Source organism: Variovorax sp. J22R115, assembly GCF_030317005.1.
Classification (GTDB): Bacteria; Pseudomonadota; Gammaproteobacteria; order Burkholderiales; family Burkholderiaceae_C; genus Variovorax.
Window position 1 is genome coordinate 298,505 of the sequence record NZ_JASZYM010000004.1, and the last position, 16,090, is coordinate 314,594.

Genomic DNA, 16,090 nt, shown 5'->3' on the forward strand with positions numbered 1-16,090 from the left:
GAACTGTATTCATGCGTAACGCTGATGTAAATTGACGAATTGACGTTTTTTCATAACCAGCAGTAATTCAATGGTGGCCACTTCCGAAGCCTTTGTCCGCGGCGTTCAGTTGCGGCATTTGCGCTGCCTCGTCGCGGTCGCGCAGGAGCGCCATCTGGCGCGCGCCGCCGAGCGGCTGGCACTAAGCCAGCCGGCCGTTTCCAAGACCCTCGCCGAACTGGAGGGACTGGCGGGCGCGCGGTTGGTGGAGCGCGGCAGCGCCGGACGGCGCGGTATCCAGGGCTTCACCGCGGCGGGCGAGCATCTGCTGGCGCATGCCTTGCGCGTGCTGGAGGCGTTGGACGCCAGCGCCGAGGCAGTGATGCCGTCCTCGGGTGCGCGGCCCCAGCGGCTTCGCATCGGTGCGCTGCCCAGCGTCGCGCCTTCCTTGCTGCCACCTGCGCTGGCCGCACTGCGCGAGCGGCTGCCGACCTTGCAGGTGCAGGTGCAGACCGGCGCCAATGCGCCCCTGCTCGATGCCTTGCGCGCCGGTGATCTGGACCTGGTCGCAGGCCGCATGAGCGATCCGCAGTTGATGACCGGGCTCACCTTCGAGCTTCTCTATACGGAGCCGCTCGCCATCGTCGCCCGGCCCGGTCATCCGCTGGCCCGCGGCTCGCCGTCGGTGCAGGACGTTCTGCGCCATCCGCTCGTGGTCTACGGCGAAGGCACGATCCCGCGCCATCACACCGAGAGCTTTCTCTCCGGACTGGGTTTGCGGCTGCCCGCGCACGTCACGCAGACGCTGGACCTGTCCGTCGCCCGCGCGCTGCTGGTCCGCTCGGACGCCATCTGGTTCACGCCGATCGGCGCCGCGTGGGACGACCTCGCGTCGGGCCACCTTGTGCGACTCGCGATCGACACGGCGGGCACCGAGGAACCCGTGGGCCTGCTGCTGCGCAGCGATGCCGAGCCGTCGGCCGCGCGGCAGACGCTGATTGCCCTGCTGCGCGAAGCCGGCGCGGATCAGTCGCGCGTGGCGCGGCGCTGAACGCAGGCCACGTAGGCCTCCCCATCGGGTGGGCGGCCTGCGCGCTGGCTCTCCCACATCATCTGGCCGAGGCATTCCATTGCCTCGTGGTGCGCATCGAGCAGCGAGTCGCGGCGCGCTGCCAGCAACTCGACCGCCTGGCGAATGCCGCGCGGCTGGTCGATGGAGCATTGCTCGCTGATCGACAAATGCATCGACAGGTGCAGGAAGGGGTTCTCGCGTCCATCCTTGCCGTCGTAGACGCGCGCCACCGCCGCGTCGGCATCCGACAGGTCGGCGTGGTATTCGGGGTGCTCGTCGATCCAGCGGCTGGCGATGACTTCGAGCGCTTCCATCGGCTCGCCGCGGCGGCTCTTGGCGAAGACGTCGCAGAAGAAACGACGCACTTCCTCTTGGGAGGGATTGAACATGCGCAGAGGTTAGCACCGACCCTCAGTGCGGATCGGACGGGCCGCCGTACATTGCCAAGCCATGGACCGCCTCGAAAACATAGAGACATTCGTTCGCGTCGCGCAAACCCAGAGCTTCGCGGAGGCGGCGCGGCAGATGCGCGTGGCCAAGTCGGTGGTCACCAGCCGCGTGAAGCAGCTCGAAGACCATGTCGGTGCGCCGCTCTTCCACCGCAGCACGCGCGTGGTGCGTCTCAGCGACGTGGGGCAGGCCTTCCTGCGCGACTGCACGGAGCTGGTCGGCCGGGCCAACGACATCATGGACCAGATGCGTGACGCACGGGCCGGGCCGACGGGCACGCTGCGCATCCATGCGTTGACCGGCTTCGTGCTCGGCCACTTCGCGACGCTGCTGCGCGCCTTCCAGGTCAGCTTTCCGGACATCCATCTCGAACTGATCGTGAGCGATTCGGTGGTGGATCCGGTCAAGGCCGGCGTCGACTGCGCGCTGCAGATCTTCCCGGCCGCGTCGACGGAGCTGGTGTCGCGCTCGCTCTTTCCGGTGCGCCGCGTGTTCTGCGCGACGCCCGAATACTTGCGCACGCGCGGAACGCCGGAAAGCCCGCGTGATTTGCACAAGCACACGCTCGGCCTCTATTCGGGCTACCCGACGCGCGACCGCTGGACCTTTCATCACGCGGACGAGCAGGTGACGATGTACATGAGCGCCGCCCTGCTCACCAACAGCGTCCACCTGCTGCGCGAATATGCGATGGAGCATGCCGGCATCGTCTGCCTGCCGACGCTGGTCGCGGGCGATTCGATCCTGCGCGGGGACTTGCAGGTCGTGCTGCCGGAGCACCAGCTGTCTTCGTTCTCGTTGAGCGCGGTCTATGCGGAAACATCGCGCAATGCCTTCAAGCTCAGGCTCTTCATCGAGCACCTCACCGCGGCATTCACGCGCGTGCCGCCGTGGGATGCGGCCATGATCGATCGCGGGCTTCTGCCGGAAGCGCTGATCGCGGACGCATGAACGCGGATCCGGCGTACGGCGCTACCATCGCGCTCATCCCATCCCCCCTGCGCCGGGCGATCGGCGCTCCCGCCCCATGAGCGATTCACAGACATCGCCTGAAAGCGCCAGCATCCCGTCGCAGGCGCACCGTTCGCGCGCTCCGCTGCCGCCGGGCTATCGCGAGGGCATGATCACCGCCATCACGGTAATCATCGGCTTCTCGCTTTCCTTCGTGCGGTACTGGGCCTTCGAGGCGCCCGGCGAGTGGACCTCGCGCTCGGTGATCGCGCTCGTTGCGCTGCTGATTCCGATCGTCGCGGAGATCTACACGCTCTACCGCGCGCTGCTCGTCGCGGACGACGACGAGGCCACCTACCGCACCACCGTGCGCTGGTTCATCGGTTCCGTGTGCGGGATGCTGGTTTCGGTGTCTCTGGCGGCGGTGGTGCTCTCCGGCGGGCATTGACAGGGCCGGACCGGCGGCGCGGGCCCTCGGAGGACACCGGGTAAACCCTGTCGATTGACCGGATTCCGCGAACAATGCGGCCCGGTTTCGAGGCCTACCGAAGGCGCCCTCGGTTTCCTACAGTCCACTCACCGCAGCATGACGCTGCATTGTTTGGCACCCGAGGAGACACACCATGACTGCCGCCTACCAGACCCGCTTCGGGTCCCTCAAGCACTACGAGAAGGGCCACGTCGAGCCCATTGCCGATGACGTGCGCCACTACGCGTTCTCGAACTGTTTCGACATCGCGAGCAAGAGCAAGCCCTACGAGAAGGTCGTCTTCGGCCAGAACCAGATCTACGTGCTGGAGACGCTGCGCGCCGAAGGCACCTCGCCCTGGTACACCAGCGCGCATGACGAGTTCGCACTGGTGATGGACGGCGATGTCGAAGTGCATCTCGTCAAGCTGGACGCCAGCCAGACCGTCTCCGACGAAGAGAAGAACGGCGCCGTGCTCGTGAAGGGCGAGCCCAAGGGCACCAAGATGGGCTGGATGAAGCTCACGCGCGGCCATCAGGGGCTGCTGCCGAAGAACACTGCGTACCAGTTCCGCACCGCCGACGCCCCGGGCGTCATCGTCCTGCAGACCTGCAAGGGCGACCTGTCCGTCGAGAAGTGGGCAGACATCTGCCAGACGCATTGAGCCACGAGGAGCATCACCATGAACGCACCCGCTGAACTCGCCAAGGTCATCGCGTCGCAGCCCGACGCCACGCTCGGCTACAAGGACTTCTCGCTCGGCAGCTTCGGCTTCCGCCGCGACGAGTATTTCGCGCACATCACCTGGAAGACCCGCGACGGCCGGCCGATGAGCCACACGTTGGACATCGGCAACTACCTGCGCGCGCTGATGCGCGACGTGGCCTGGGGCTTCTTCTATGGATGGGTCAACTTCGACGACGTGGTCGGCACGGTCAACCACTACCAGTCGGTCGACCTCTATGCGGGCAGCTTCAACGGAACGATGAAGGAAGCCGGCATCGACCTGCTCGAGAACTTCCCGACCGCGCAGATCCGTGCGACCTTCGAGGCCATGCTCGACGACTGGACCAACGAGAGCTTCGACCCCTTCTCGGCACCGCAGGAAACCGGTTCGCCCTACGGCCGCAAGAAGGGCAACAACACGGCCAAGATCACCCGTGCCCGCGAACTTGCCAAACGCTGCGTCGGCCTGAAGGGCGACCTCGATCTGCGCAGTGACGAGCGCGGCGCGCCCGTCAACCGCGCCTTCGCCGACGTGCCGCAGGGCCAGCCCGAGCTGCATCCCGAACCCGGCTTCGAGAACGAGGTGCACGCCTTCAATCTCTTCGGCTTCCTGAGCCGCTCGCAGGTCACGTGGAACCCGAGCTTCACCTCGGTCGTCAAGCACAGCTACATGTGCCCGACCACGGAAGAGCACATCCTGCCGATCATCCACGGCAACGACCGCGTCGAATGGTTCTTCCAGATGACCGACGAGATCCACTGGGACTGCGGCGACAAGAACACCGGCAAGCCGATGGCGCGCGTGATCATGAAGGCCGGCGACATGGCCGCCATGCCAGCCTACTGCCGTCATCAGGGTTACAGCCCGAAGCGCTCGATGCTGCTGGTCTGGGAGAACGGCTCGCCGAGCCTGGTCTACGAGATCCAGAAGGGCGAAAGCCCCGAAATTCCAGTCGAGTTCTAGGACGTATCCAAAGAGCGTGGCCACCCGCGCCGCGCTCATCGCGAGGAGACAAAACCAGGGCAGGCCGCGGCCGGGTTCGCGCCGGCGCGGCGTCGTGCCGTCGATGACCCGTCCGTATCGGTCCCAGCGAAAAAGGAGACACATCATGGCCCTCACCCGTCAATCCATGACCGACGAGCAACGCAAGTCGGTGGCGCTCGAATACCTCAAGGCCTACGACAACGGCGGGGTCACGTCCACCGGCGGCTCGATCCTGGACCTGTTCGCGGACGACGCGCAGGTGTACTTCCCCAAATGGGGCCTGGCCAACGGCAAGGAGCAGATCGGCAAGCTGTTCGGCGAAGTCGGCAGCCGCGGCAAATCGATCCGGCACGACTACGCGGGCTTCAACTGGATCTTCTCGGGCACCGATCTCTTCGCATGCGAAGGAACGAGCTATGGCGAACACGCCGACGGGCCCTGGCGCGCCGGCGTTCCGGAATGGGGTGCGGGCCGGTGGTGCGATGTGTTCGAGGTCCGCGACTGGCTCATTCAACGCTGCTTCATCTATCTCGACCCCGACTACGCGGGCAAGGACACCGCCCGCTACCCCTGGCTTGAAAAATGACACACCCCCAGGCTTCGCGCACTTCGTGCCGCTTCGCCAACCCCCTTGCAGGGGGCACCACCTGCGGCCCGGCGGAGTCGGTTCTGCGGTGTTCCTGAAATTGCAGTGACTGCTTTAGAGAATCTCCCATGAACCTCGCAGACATCCAGCAGGCCGCCGGCCTGAAGACGCCGATCCGGCGCCAGCTCTTCATCGACGGACGCTTCGTCGATGCCGAATCGGGCGAGACGCTCGCGACGCTGAATCCGCACGACAACTCGACGATCGCCGACGTGGCGCTCGCGGGCAAGGCCGATGTCGACAAGGCCGTGGCCGCGGCCAAGCGCGCCTTTCCGGCGTGGAGCCGCATGGCGGCGGCCGACCGTGGGCGCATCCTGCTCAAGCTGGCAGACCTCATCGAAGCCAACACCGAAGAACTCGCGCGCCTCGAATCGCTGGACACGGGGCACCCAGTGCGCGATTCGCGCAAGCTCGACGTGCCTCGCACGGCGGCGTGCTTCCGCTATTTCGGCGGCATGGCCGACAAGTTCCAGGGCGAGACCATTCCAGTCGAAGCGGGCTTTCTCAACTACACGCTGCGTGAGCCGGTCGGCATCGTCGGGCAGGTGGTGCCGTGGAACTTCCCGCTCATGTTCACGAGCTGGAAAATGGCGCCGGCGCTCGCGGCCGGCAACTGCATCGTGATGAAGCCGGCCGAGATCACGCCGCTCAGCTCGCTCAAGATCGTCGAGCTGATGGCCGAGGCCGGCATGCCCGACGGCGTGGTCAACATGGTGCCGGGGCTGGGCCACGTCGTGGGCCAGTACATCGCGGAGCATCCCGAGATCGCGAAGATCGCCTTCACCGGCAGCACCGCGACCGGTCGGAAAGTCGTGCAGGCGAGCGCGGGCAATCTCAAGAAGGTGCAGCTCGAACTCGGCGGCAAGGGTCCGAACATCGTGTTCGAGGATGCCTTTCTGCCGGCCGCGGTCAACGGCAGCGCTTGGGCCATCTTCCACAACCAGGGGCAAGCCTGCATCGCCGGCTCGCGGCTGATGCTGCACGAGAAGATCGCCGACGCCTTCCTCGACAAGTTCATTCCGCTCGCGCAGTCGATCCGGCTCGGCAACCCGCTCGACGATGCAACCGAGATGGGCCCGCTCACGAGCGCGCAACACCGCGAGCGCGTGCTGGCCTATGTCGATGTGGCGAAGGGCGAGGGCGGGGAAGTGCTCGCCGGTGGCAAGTCGCCAGGCGGCGACCTCGCGCGCGGCTGTTATGTCGAGCCCACCGTGGTGCGCGCGAAGTCCTACCGCGACCGCGTGGCGCAGGAAGAAGTGTTCGGCCCTTTCGTCACCGTGCTCACCTTCAAGACCGACGAAGAGGCGATGGAAATCGCCAACGGCACCGACTACGGCCTCGGCAGCGGCCTGTGGACCAGCAATCTGCAGCGCGCCCACCGCGTTGCGCGCGACCTGCACGCCGGCATGGTCTGGATCAACAGCTACAAGCGCGTGAATCCCGGCTCGCCCTTCGGCGGCGTGGGCCAGAGCGGCTACGGCCGCGAGATGGGCTTCGACGCGATGCGCGAGTACACGCAGGTGAAGAGCGTCTGGGTCAACATCGACGCCCAGATCCCTCCTCACTTCGAACGCTGACCACCATGCGCGACTTCATCTACACCAGCCACCCCCAACGTGTCGTCTTCGGCGCCGGATCGCTCCGGCACCTCGCGCGCGAGATCGACGCGCTGGGTGCGCGGCGCGCGCTGGTGCTGTCCACGCCCGAGCAGCGTGGCCAGGCCGAGCGCGTGGCCGACATGCTCGGCGCGCAGGCGGCGGGCATCTTCGATCGCGCGGTGATGCACGTGCCGATCGAGACCGCGCGCGAGGCACGCGAAGTCGCACGCAAGCTCGACGCCGACTGCGCCGTGGCCATCGGCGGCGGCTCTACCACCGGCCTGGGCAAGGCGATCGCGCTCGATTCCGGTCTGCCGATCCTCGCGATACCGACCACCTATGCCGGCAGCGAGATGACGCCGATCTACGGCCTCACCGAGGCCGGACTCAAGAAGACAGGCAAGGACCCGCGCGTACTGCCGCGCACGGTGATCTACGACCCCGAGCTGTCCCGAACACTTCCAGTGGGACTCAGCGTGACCAGCGGCATCAACGCGATCGCCCACGCGGCGGAAGGCCTCTATGCGCAGGACAGCAATCCGGTGATGGATCTGATGGCGCGCGAAGGCATCGCGGCGATCGCTCGGGCGCTGCCGTTGATCCGGCTGCAACCCGACGACATCGAGGCGCGGGCCGATGCGCTCTACGGCGCGTGGCTCTGCGGCAGCGTGCTCGGCAGCGTGGGCATGGCCTTGCACCACAAGCTGTGCCACACGTTGGGCGGCAGCTTCAACCTGCCGCATGCGGAAGTGCACACGGTGGTGCTGCCTCATGCGATCGCCTTCAACGCGGACGCGGCGCCGCGGGCCATGGACCGCATCGCGCAATCGCTCGGTACCGAGTCGGCGGCCACAGGGCTGTATGCGCTCGCCCGCGACAACGGTGCGCCCGTCGCGCTCAAAGACATCGGCATGCGCGCAGAAGACCTCGACCGCGCGGCCGACCTTGCCGTGAACAACCCCTACTGGAATCCGCGGCCCTTCGGTCCCGCCGAGCGCGACGCCATCCGAGCGCTGCTCCAGCGGGCTTTCGACGGCGATCCCCCGCGCTGAAGCCACATCCGAGTTTGTGCAGGAAGAGAAAGAATGAAGGAGACAACCATGACAATGAATCGCAGACAGTTCACCCAGGCCGCGGCCGCACTGGCAGCCACTGGCGCCACACCGCTGGCCTTCGCGGCGGACACGCTCAAGATCGGCTACGTGTCACCGCAGACCGGACCGCTCGCGCCCTTCGGCGAAGCGGACAAGTGGGTCATCGACCAGATGAAGACCGCGTTCAAGGACGGCATCAGCGTCGGCGGCAAGAAGTACGAGGTACAGATCGTGCTGAAGGACAGCCAGTCCAACCCCAACCGCGCGGGCGAGGTCGCCAATGACCTGATCCTCAAGGACAAGGTCGCGCTCGTGCTCACGGCCGGAACACCGGAGACCGCCAACCCCGTGAGCGATGCCTGCGAGCTCAACGAGGTGCCCTGCGTCTCCAGTGTGGTGCCGTGGCAGCCATGGTTCTTCGGCCGCAAGGGCGATCCGGCGAAGGGCTTCAATTGGACGTACCACCTGTTCTGGGGCCTGGAAGATGTCATCGCCAACTTCACGAACGGCTGGAAATCCATACCGACCAACAAGAAGGTCGGCGGACTCTTCCCCAACGACGGTGACGGCAACGCCTGGGGCGACAAGGAACTGGGTTTCCCGAAGCCGCTTTCGCAAATGGGCTTCACGCTCGTCGATCCGGGGCGATTCCAGAACGGCACGCAGGACTTCAGCGCACAGATCGCGGCCTTCAAGAAGGATGGCGTGGAGATCGTCACGGGCGTGGTGATCCCACCCGACGCCAAGACCTTTCTCACGCAGGCGCGGCAGCAGGGCTTCCGGCCGAAGATCATCACGCTCGGCAAGGCGTTGCTGTTCCCTGGCGCGATCGACGCACTGGGTGACCTGGGCGACGGGCTGTCGACCGAGGTGTGGTGGAGCCCGTCGCATCCCTTCACCTCCAGCCTGACGAAGCAGAGTGCCAAGTCGCTGGCCGAGGCCTACGAGGCGGGTGCGAAGAAGCAATGGACGCAGCCGATCGGCTTCGCGCACGCCTTGTTCGAGGTGGCGGCCGATGCGCTGTCGCGTTCCAAGTCGGTGAAGGCCTCCGACGTCCGCGATGCGGTGGCCGCGACCTCGCTCGCGACCGTGGTCGGCCCGGTGAAGTGGGGTGGGCAGGGGCCGTTCAAGAACGTCAGCAAGACGCCGCTGGTGCTCGGCCAATGGGGGAAGGGAACGAAGTACAAGCACGAACTGACGATCGTGAGCAACGAGGCCGCGACCAACATTCCGGTTGGCGGCAAGCTCCGGCCGATGCCCGCGTAAGCGCCATGCCACTGCTCTCATTGCACGCCGTCAGCAAGTCCTACGGCGCGCTCAAGGTCACCGACGACATCACGCTCGCGGTGACCGAGGGCGAGACGCTGGGCATCCTCGGGCCGAACGGCGCGGGCAAGACCACGCTGTTCAACCTGATCTCGGGCGACGTGCGCGTGGATGCGGGCCGTGTCGAGTACGAGGGCAGGGATGTGACTACGCTCAAGCCGCACCAGCGCTGCCATGCCGGCATCGGCCGCAGCTACCAGGTGCCGCAGCCCTTCGGCAACATGAGCGTGTTCGAGAACCTCGTGACCGCCGCCTGCTTCGGCGCTCAGGAGCGCGAGCAGGAGGCCTGGCAGACGGCGCACGAGGTGCTGGTGCAGACAGGCCTGATGCCGCATGCGAACAAGCCGGCCGGCGGCCTGACGTTGCTGGACCGCAAGCGGCTCGAACTCGCGCGTGCGCTCGCGACGCGGCCGAAGCTGCTGCTGCTCGACGAGATCGCGGGCGGACTGACGGAGCCTGAGGCGCGGCAACTGGTCGAGGAACTTCAGGAGATCAAGGCGCGCGGCGTGACCATGATCTGGATCGAGCATGTGGTCCATGCGCTGCTGTCGCTGGCCGACCGGCTGTTCGTCATCAACTTCGGGCAGAAGCTGGCGGAGGGCGAGCCGCGGGCGGTGATGAACGATCCTGAAGTGCGGCGCGTGTACATGGGGATGGAAGCATGACCGCGCTGCTGGACGCCCGCGGCCTCGAGGCCTTTTACGGCGACGCGCAGGCGCTCTTCGGCGTCGACTTCGAGCTGTCACAGGGCGAACTGGTCGCAGTGATCGGATCGAACGGTGCGGGCAAGTCGACCCTGCTCAAGTGCCTGACGGGTCTGGTGCGCGCGCCCCGCGAGGCGGTGCATTTCAAGGGCGAGGCGATCGGCGGCCTGCCACCGGGCGAGATCGTGAAGCGCGGTCTCGCGATGGTGCCGGAAGGGCGGCGGCTGTTCCCCAGCCTCAGCGTCGAAGAGAACCTGCAGATCGGCGGCCTCACCGGCCGCAAGGGGCCGTGGAATCTGGACCGCCTCTACGGGCTTTTTCCCATCCTCGCGGAGAAGCGCCGCAACCCTGGCACGGCGCTCTCGGGCGGCCAGCAGCAGATGGTGGCCCTCGGCCGTGCGCTCATGAGCAATCCCGAAGTGCTCCTGTGCGACGAACTCTCACTGGGTCTCGCGCCCATCGTGATCCGCGAAATCTATGCCGCGATGCCCGACATCACGCGCGAAGGCATGACGGTCGTGATCGTGGAGCAGGACGTGACGATGGCGCAACGTGTGTCGCAACGCATCTACTGCCTGCAGGAAGGGCGCGTGTCGCTGCAGGGGCGCTCGAACGCCCTCACGCGCGAGCAGATCTCGCAGGCCTATTTCGGCCTCTGAAGGACACACAACGTGCTTGAAACCATCCTCCAGGGCATCCTGCTCGGCGGCCTCTACACGCTCTTCGCGCTCGGGCAGTCGCTGATGTTCGGCGTCATGCGCCTCACCAACACCGCGCAGGGCGACTTCATCATCCTCGGCGCCTTCGCGGTGATCGCGGGCACCACGCTGTTCGGCGATGCGCCGCTGCTGATCACGCTCGCGGTGCTGCCGGTGGCCTTCGCCTTCGGCTATGCGCTGCAACGCTATGTGCTCAACGGCACGCTGGGCAAGGACCCACTGCCTTCGCTGGTCGTCACCTTCGGTCTGTCGATCGTGATCCAGAACCTGCTGCTCGAAGTGTTCTCCGCCGATCCGCGATCCATCGAGACCGGCGGGCTCAACACGCAGGGGCTGCGCATCGGCGAGTCGCTGTCGCTCGGCGTGCTGCCGCTCATCGTGCTGGCGATTGCGCTGGTGGCGACCGGTGCGCTGCAATGGCTGTTCGCGAACACGGCGCTCGGCCGCTCCTTTCGCGCGGTGTCGGACGACCGCGAGATCGCCGAATTGATGGGGCTCAACGCAAAGAGGGTCTATGCGCTGGCGACCGCCATCGCCTTCGTGCTGATCGCGGTGGCAGGCGCGCTGCAGGGCATGCGCACCACGGTGTCGCCGTCGGACGGGCCGCTGCTGCTGCTCTTCGCATTCGAGGCCGTGATCATCGGCGGCATGGGTTCCTTCTGGGGCACGCTGGCCGGCGCGATGATCCTGGGCGTCACGCAGCAGATCGGCTTTCGCTTCGATCCGGGGTGGGGCATCTGGGTCGGCCATCTGGTGTTCCTGCTCGTGCTGGTGCTTCGGCCGCAGGGGCTGTTCCCCAAGACACGCTGAGGGCAGGCATGAGCAGCGATTCCAATCCACGCGCTCTGCGCAATGTGCTGTTCATCATGTGTGACCAGCTGCGCGCGGACTATCTCTCGTGCTACGGGCATCCGCGCCTGCACACGCCGAACGTCGATGCCCTGGCAGCGCGCGGCGTTCGCTTCGATCGCGCCTACGTGCAGGGCTCGGTGTGCGGCGCGTCGCGCATGTCGACCTACACGGGGCGCTACGTGAGCAGCCACGGGGCGATGTGGAACTTCGTGCCGCTGTCGGTCGGGCAGAAGACGCTCGGCGAGCACCTGCGGCCGCACGGCGTGCGATGTGCGCTGGTGGGCAAGACGCACGTGGAGCCCGATCTCGAAGGTGCGCGCCGCCTCGGCATCGACACCACCCAAGGCGAAGGCCGGCTCGCGATGGAGGGCGGCTTCGAGCCCTACGCACGCGACGACGGCATCTGGCCGCCGGGCTTCAAGGTCAGCGGCAATGCCTATTGCGATTGGCTGCGCGAGCGCGGCTACGTGTCGGATAACCCGTGGCACGACTTCGCCAATTCCGGCCGCGACCCGGACGGCGAGATCCTGAGCGGCTGGCAGATGCGCTGGGCCGCCGAGCCCGCCGCCATTGCCGAGCCGCACAGCGAGACGCCCTACACGACGGACCGCGCCATCGACTTCATGCGAGAAGCGGGCGACGCGCCCTGGGTCCTCCATCTTTCCTACATCAAGCCGCATTGGCCCTACGTGGTCCCGGCGCCTTATCACGCGATGTACGGGCCCGGCGACGTGTTGCCCGCGGTGCGCAGCGAGGCCGAGCGAGACCAGGCGCATCCGGTGCTCGAAGGCTTTCGCCACGACACCGCGAGCCTGAGCTTCAGCCGCGACGAGGTGCGCGCGACGGTGATCCCCACCTACATGGGGCTGGTCAAGCAGATCGACGACCAGCTCGGTCGGCTGTTCGCGTTCATGCGCGAAAGCGGCCTGGATCGCGAGACGCTGGTGGTCTTCACGAGTGATCATGGCGACTACCTTGGCGACCACTGGCTGGGGGAGAAGGAGCTGTTCCACGAGCCGATCGTGCGCGTGCCGCTGATCGTGGCCGATCCGCGGGCCGAGGCCGACGCGACGCGCGGCACTGCCAGCGATGCACTGGTCGAATGCATCGACATCGTCCCGACGGTTCTCGAAGCGCTGGACATCGAACGGCCGTCGCAATGGCTCGAAGGCGAATCGCTGTTGCCGCTGCTTCATGCGCGCGACGGCGCCGGGGGCAAGCCCTTCGTCGTTTGCGAGAACAGCTACGCCTTCCGCGATGCCGTGCGTCTGCCGATCGGACAGCCGGTCGAGCGCTGCCACATGACGATGCTGCGCGACCGCCGCTGGAAGTTCGTGTACTTCGAGGACCTGCCGCCGCTGCTGTTCGACCTCGACGCCGATCCGCAGGAGCTGGTTGACCTCGGACGTGACCCGGCGCACGCGGCGGTCCGCGAGCAGATGCTCGCGCGCCTGTTCGAGTGGCTGCGCGCGCGCCGCCGTTTTCCCACCATCGCGCCGGCCGCGATCGAGGCCTGGAACAGGCGCGAGCGCGAAGCCGGCATCCTGATCGGCGCCTGGTGAGCGCCGCCACGACAACGCATTCCAGGAGACTCCATGAGCTTGATTTCCCGAACCTTGACGCTGGCCTGCGCGGCCGCGATGCTGCCGCTCGGCGCCGCCGCGGCCGACGCGGCGTGGCCCACCAAGCCCGTGCGGCTGGTCGTTGCGTTTCCAGCCGGCGCGCCGGGTGACATCATCTCGCGCCTCATCCAGCCGGGCCTGCAGAAGGCGCTCGGCCAGCCGGTAGTGGTCGACAACAAGCCGGGCGCGGGCGGCAACATCGGCATGCAGGAAGTGCTGCGCGCAAACGATTCGCACACGGTGCTGGTCGGCCCTGACACCATGCTCACCATCAATCCGTTCCTGTACAAGAAGATGGGCTTCAAGCCGATGGAGGACTTCGTGCCCGTCACGCAACTCGCCGGCTTCAGCCAGGAGTTGGTGTGCCACCCCTCAGTCGGCGTCAAGACCTTGCCAGAGCTGCTGGCGGCCGCGAAGAAGACGCCGATGAGCTACGCCTCGGGCGGTCCGGGCGTGCCAGGCCACATGGCGATGGAGCTGCTGCTCGCTACGACTGGCGCCACCATGCAGCACGTCGCCTATCGCGGCCCGAGCCCGGCGATGCAGGATGTGCTCGGTGGCGCCGTGCCCTGCGGATTCCTCGCGTCGCCCGTGGTGGGTCCGTTGATCAAGGACGGCAAGCTGGTCCCCATCGTGGTGTCCGGATCGCGTCGCCTGGCGAGCCAGCCTTCGGTGCCGACGGCCGCCGAAGCCGGTGCCAGGGGCTATGAAGCAGGCTTCGCGGAGATGATGACGATGCCGCGCTCCACGCCGCCTGCGGTGGTCGAACGGCTGCAGTCCGAGGTGGCGAAGGCAATGGCCTCGCCCGATGTGCGCGAACGCCTCGCGACGCTGGACCTGGAGCTGCTTGCGAACACGCCGCAGGAGGCCGCGCAGCGCCTGCGCACCGAGAGCCAGCGCTGGGCCAAGGTGGCCGAGCGCATCAACCTGCAACTCGACTGACCGCCATGACGCCGTCACAACCCTTCGCGATCGAGCGGGCCACCGCCGCGAGCCGTGCAGCGGGCATCGCCGGCGTCGTCCTCACGCTCGTTGCCGCGAGCCTGCCCTTCTGGGGCGAATCGAGCTGGATGCGCGAGTTCGTCGAGATCGCCTGCTACTTCATCTTCGCGATGATGTGGAACCTGCTGGCGGGTTATGGCGGCATGGTGAGCATCGGGCAGCAGGCCTTCTTCGGCTTCGGCGGCTACGTGATGCTGATGCTCGGCAACTTCGCGGGGGTCAATCCCTTCATCGCGGTTCCGCTGGGCGCGCTGGCGGCGGGCGTGATCGCGGTGCCGGTGTCCTTCGTCGCGTTCAGGCTGTCGGGCGGCTACTTCGCCATTGGCACCTGGGTGATCGCCGAGGTGTTTCGCCTGAGCTTTGCCAACGTGTCGGCGGTGGGCGGCGGCTCGGGCACCACGCTGACCGCGCTGCGCGGGATCGAGAAGGCGACGCGCGAGAGCGTCACCTACTCGATGGCGCTGGCCTGCGTGGTGGCGGCGATCGCGCTGGTCTACCTGTTCCTGCGCAGCAAGCGCGGCCTGGCACTGCTCGCGATCCGCGACAACGAGGTGGCGGCCGAATCGCAGGGCATTCCCGTCGCCCGCATGAAGCTGGCGGTGTACGTCGTCGCGGCCTTCGGCGCGGGGCTCGCGGGTGCGCTCTACTTCGTCGGCAACCTGCGCATCAGCCCGGATGCGGCGTTCAGCGTCAACTGGACTGCGTTCGCGATCTTCATGGTGGTCATCGGCGGCATCGGCCGGATCGAGGGGCCGTTGGTGGGGGCGCTCATTTTCTGGGCGCTCAACAAGTTCCTGAGCGACTACGGCACCTGGTATTTGCTCGGGCTGGGCTTGCTGGCGATCGTGGTCACCATCTTCTTCAAGCAGGGCTTGTGGGGGTTTGCGCAGCAGCGCTGGGGCTGGTCGCTGTTCCCGACGCAACGGCGTCTCGTGACGGGCACCCCGGCCAGCCTCAAGCGAGCCACGCCCTCGACCCATTCTTCCGACCTGGAGTTCCATCCCCATGCGAAACATCAATGAACACACCATCACCGCCGCCGTCCTCGAGCGCATGGCGCAGTGCCAAGACCCGCGGCTGAAGGAAATCATGTCGGCGCTCGTTCGCCACATGCATGACTTCGCGCGAGAAGTGAAGTTGACCGAGGCCGAATGGGCAGCGGGCATCGAGTTCCTGACCGCGACGGGGCAGAAGTGCAGCGACAAGCGGCAGGAGTTCATCCTGCTGTCGGACACGCTGGGCCTGTCGATGCTGACGGTGGCGCTCAATCACGCAAAGAGCGCGCAGGCCACCGAGGCGACCGTGTTCGGTCCCTTCCACGTGCAGGGCGCGCCGAAGCTTCCGCTGGGCGGCGACATCTCGGGCGGCGCCAAGGGCGAGCCGCTGTTCGTCAACGCGACAGTGCGGGGTCGTGACGGCGAGCCCGTGGCGGATGCGGAGGTGGATGTGTGGGAGGCCGATGCGGAAGGCTTCTACGACGTACAGCGGGCCGGGCTCGATCGCCCGCAGGGCCGTGCCGTCTTCCGCACCGATGCCGAGGGCCGGCTGTGGTTCCGTGGCGTGATGCCGGTCGCTTACCCGATCCCGACCGATGGGCCGGTGGGCGTGATGCTGCGCGCTACCAAGCGCCATCCTTGGCGGCCGGCCCACGTCCACTTCATGATCAAGGCGCCGGGCTACGAGACGCTCATCACGCATGTGTTTCGCGATGGGGACGAGTACCTCGACAGCGATGCGGTGTTCGGCGTGCGCAATTCGCTGATCGGCGACTTCGTCTCGCACCGCGATGGCATCGCGCCGGACGGCAGCGTGCAGGCGAAGCCTTTCCACACGCTGAAGTTCGACTTCGTGCTGGAGCCGGAGCTTGCTGGTTGAATTGCGGGGGAGGCCCGTCA

The 16,090-nt window shown here is 66.8% G+C and carries 17 protein-coding genes; 16 read left to right on the top strand and 1 reads right to left on the bottom strand.

Annotated features, from left to right (window positions below; genetic code table 11):
• Positions 1–70: 70 nt before the first annotated feature.
• Positions 71–1,030, top strand: coding sequence for a LysR substrate-binding domain-containing protein (locus tag QTI04_RS09025; protein ID WP_286615191.1), 960 nt, complete (start codon positions 71–73; stop codon positions 1,028–1,030).
• On the opposite strand, the gene QTI04_RS09030 is transcribed toward QTI04_RS09025, so the two are convergent.
• A complete protein-coding gene (locus QTI04_RS09030; protein WP_286615192.1) occupies positions 1,006–1,440 on the bottom strand; it encodes a DUF1841 family protein in 435 nt (144 codons plus the stop codon). The genes QTI04_RS09025 and QTI04_RS09030 overlap by 25 nt on opposite strands.
• Before the next feature lie 61 nt (positions 1,441–1,501).
• On the opposite strand from QTI04_RS09030, the gene QTI04_RS09035 reads away from it, so the two are divergent.
• From QTI04_RS09035 to QTI04_RS09105, 15 genes are all read left to right on the top strand, one after another.
• Positions 1,502–2,452, top strand: a complete 951-nt coding sequence (locus QTI04_RS09035) for a LysR family transcriptional regulator (protein ID WP_286615194.1) — start codon at positions 1,502–1,504, stop codon at positions 2,450–2,452.
• A gap of 76 nt (positions 2,453–2,528) precedes the next feature.
• Positions 2,529–2,900 (top strand): hypothetical protein, encoded by a 372-nt coding sequence (locus QTI04_RS09040; protein WP_286601197.1) that lies wholly within the window; start codon positions 2,529–2,531, stop codon positions 2,898–2,900.
• A 175-nt stretch (positions 2,901–3,075) separates the two neighbouring features.
• Complete coding sequence (locus QTI04_RS09045) at positions 3,076–3,585, top strand: hydroxyquinol 1,2-dioxygenase (protein WP_286615195.1); 510 nt, start codon at positions 3,076–3,078, stop codon at positions 3,583–3,585.
• Positions 3,586–3,603: 18 nt separating this feature from the next.
• Complete coding sequence (locus QTI04_RS09050; RefSeq protein ID WP_286615197.1) at positions 3,604–4,611, top strand: hydroxyquinol 1,2-dioxygenase; 1,008 nt, start codon at positions 3,604–3,606, stop codon at positions 4,609–4,611.
• 145 nt (positions 4,612–4,756) lie between these two features.
• A complete protein-coding gene (locus QTI04_RS09055; protein ID WP_286615198.1) occupies positions 4,757–5,218 on the top strand; it encodes a nuclear transport factor 2 family protein in 462 nt (153 codons plus the stop codon).
• Between the two features lie 173 nt (positions 5,219–5,391).
• The gene (locus QTI04_RS09060; protein WP_286615372.1) at positions 5,392–6,855 is read left to right on the top strand and encodes an aldehyde dehydrogenase family protein; all 1,464 of its coding nucleotides are present in this window, start codon (positions 5,392–5,394) and stop codon (positions 6,853–6,855) included.
• A 5-nt stretch (positions 6,856–6,860) separates the two neighbouring features.
• Positions 6,861–7,928, top strand: a complete 1,068-nt coding sequence (locus tag QTI04_RS09065; protein ID WP_286615199.1) for a maleylacetate reductase — start codon at positions 6,861–6,863, stop codon at positions 7,926–7,928.
• 48 nt (positions 7,929–7,976) lie between these two features.
• Positions 7,977–9,236 (top strand): ABC transporter substrate-binding protein, encoded by a 1,260-nt coding sequence (locus QTI04_RS09070; RefSeq protein ID WP_286615201.1) that lies wholly within the window; start codon positions 7,977–7,979, stop codon positions 9,234–9,236.
• Positions 9,237–9,241: 5 nt separating this feature from the next.
• Positions 9,242–9,961, top strand: coding sequence for an ABC transporter ATP-binding protein (locus QTI04_RS09075; RefSeq protein WP_286601206.1), 720 nt, complete (start codon positions 9,242–9,244; stop codon positions 9,959–9,961).
• Complete coding sequence (locus tag QTI04_RS09080) at positions 9,958–10,659, top strand: ABC transporter ATP-binding protein (protein WP_286615202.1); 702 nt, start codon at positions 9,958–9,960, stop codon at positions 10,657–10,659. The genes QTI04_RS09075 and QTI04_RS09080 overlap by 4 nt, the downstream gene beginning before the upstream one ends.
• A 12-nt stretch (positions 10,660–10,671) precedes the next feature.
• Positions 10,672–11,529: a branched-chain amino acid ABC transporter permease gene (locus QTI04_RS09085; RefSeq protein ID WP_286601208.1), complete on the top strand. Its 858-nt coding sequence runs from the start codon at positions 10,672–10,674 to the stop codon at positions 11,527–11,529.
• A gap of 8 nt (positions 11,530–11,537) precedes the next feature.
• Entirely contained in the window at positions 11,538–13,133 is a 1,596-nt protein-coding gene (locus QTI04_RS09090) for an alkaline phosphatase family protein (protein ID WP_286615205.1), read from the top strand.
• Positions 13,134–13,166: 33 nt separating this feature from the next.
• A complete protein-coding gene (locus tag QTI04_RS09095) occupies positions 13,167–14,135 on the top strand; it encodes a tripartite tricarboxylate transporter substrate binding protein (protein ID WP_286615206.1) in 969 nt (322 codons plus the stop codon).
• 5 nt (positions 14,136–14,140) lie between these two features.
• Positions 14,141–15,217 carry a branched-chain amino acid ABC transporter permease gene (locus QTI04_RS09100; RefSeq protein WP_286615208.1) on the top strand — a complete coding sequence of 359 codons (1,077 nt, stop codon included), beginning with the start codon at positions 14,141–14,143 and terminating at the stop codon, positions 15,215–15,217.
• Positions 15,201–16,070: an intradiol ring-cleavage dioxygenase gene (locus QTI04_RS09105; RefSeq protein WP_286615210.1), complete on the top strand. Its 870-nt coding sequence runs from the start codon at positions 15,201–15,203 to the stop codon at positions 16,068–16,070. The genes QTI04_RS09100 and QTI04_RS09105 overlap by 17 nt, the downstream gene beginning before the upstream one ends.
• Positions 16,071–16,090: the final 20 nt, after the last annotated feature.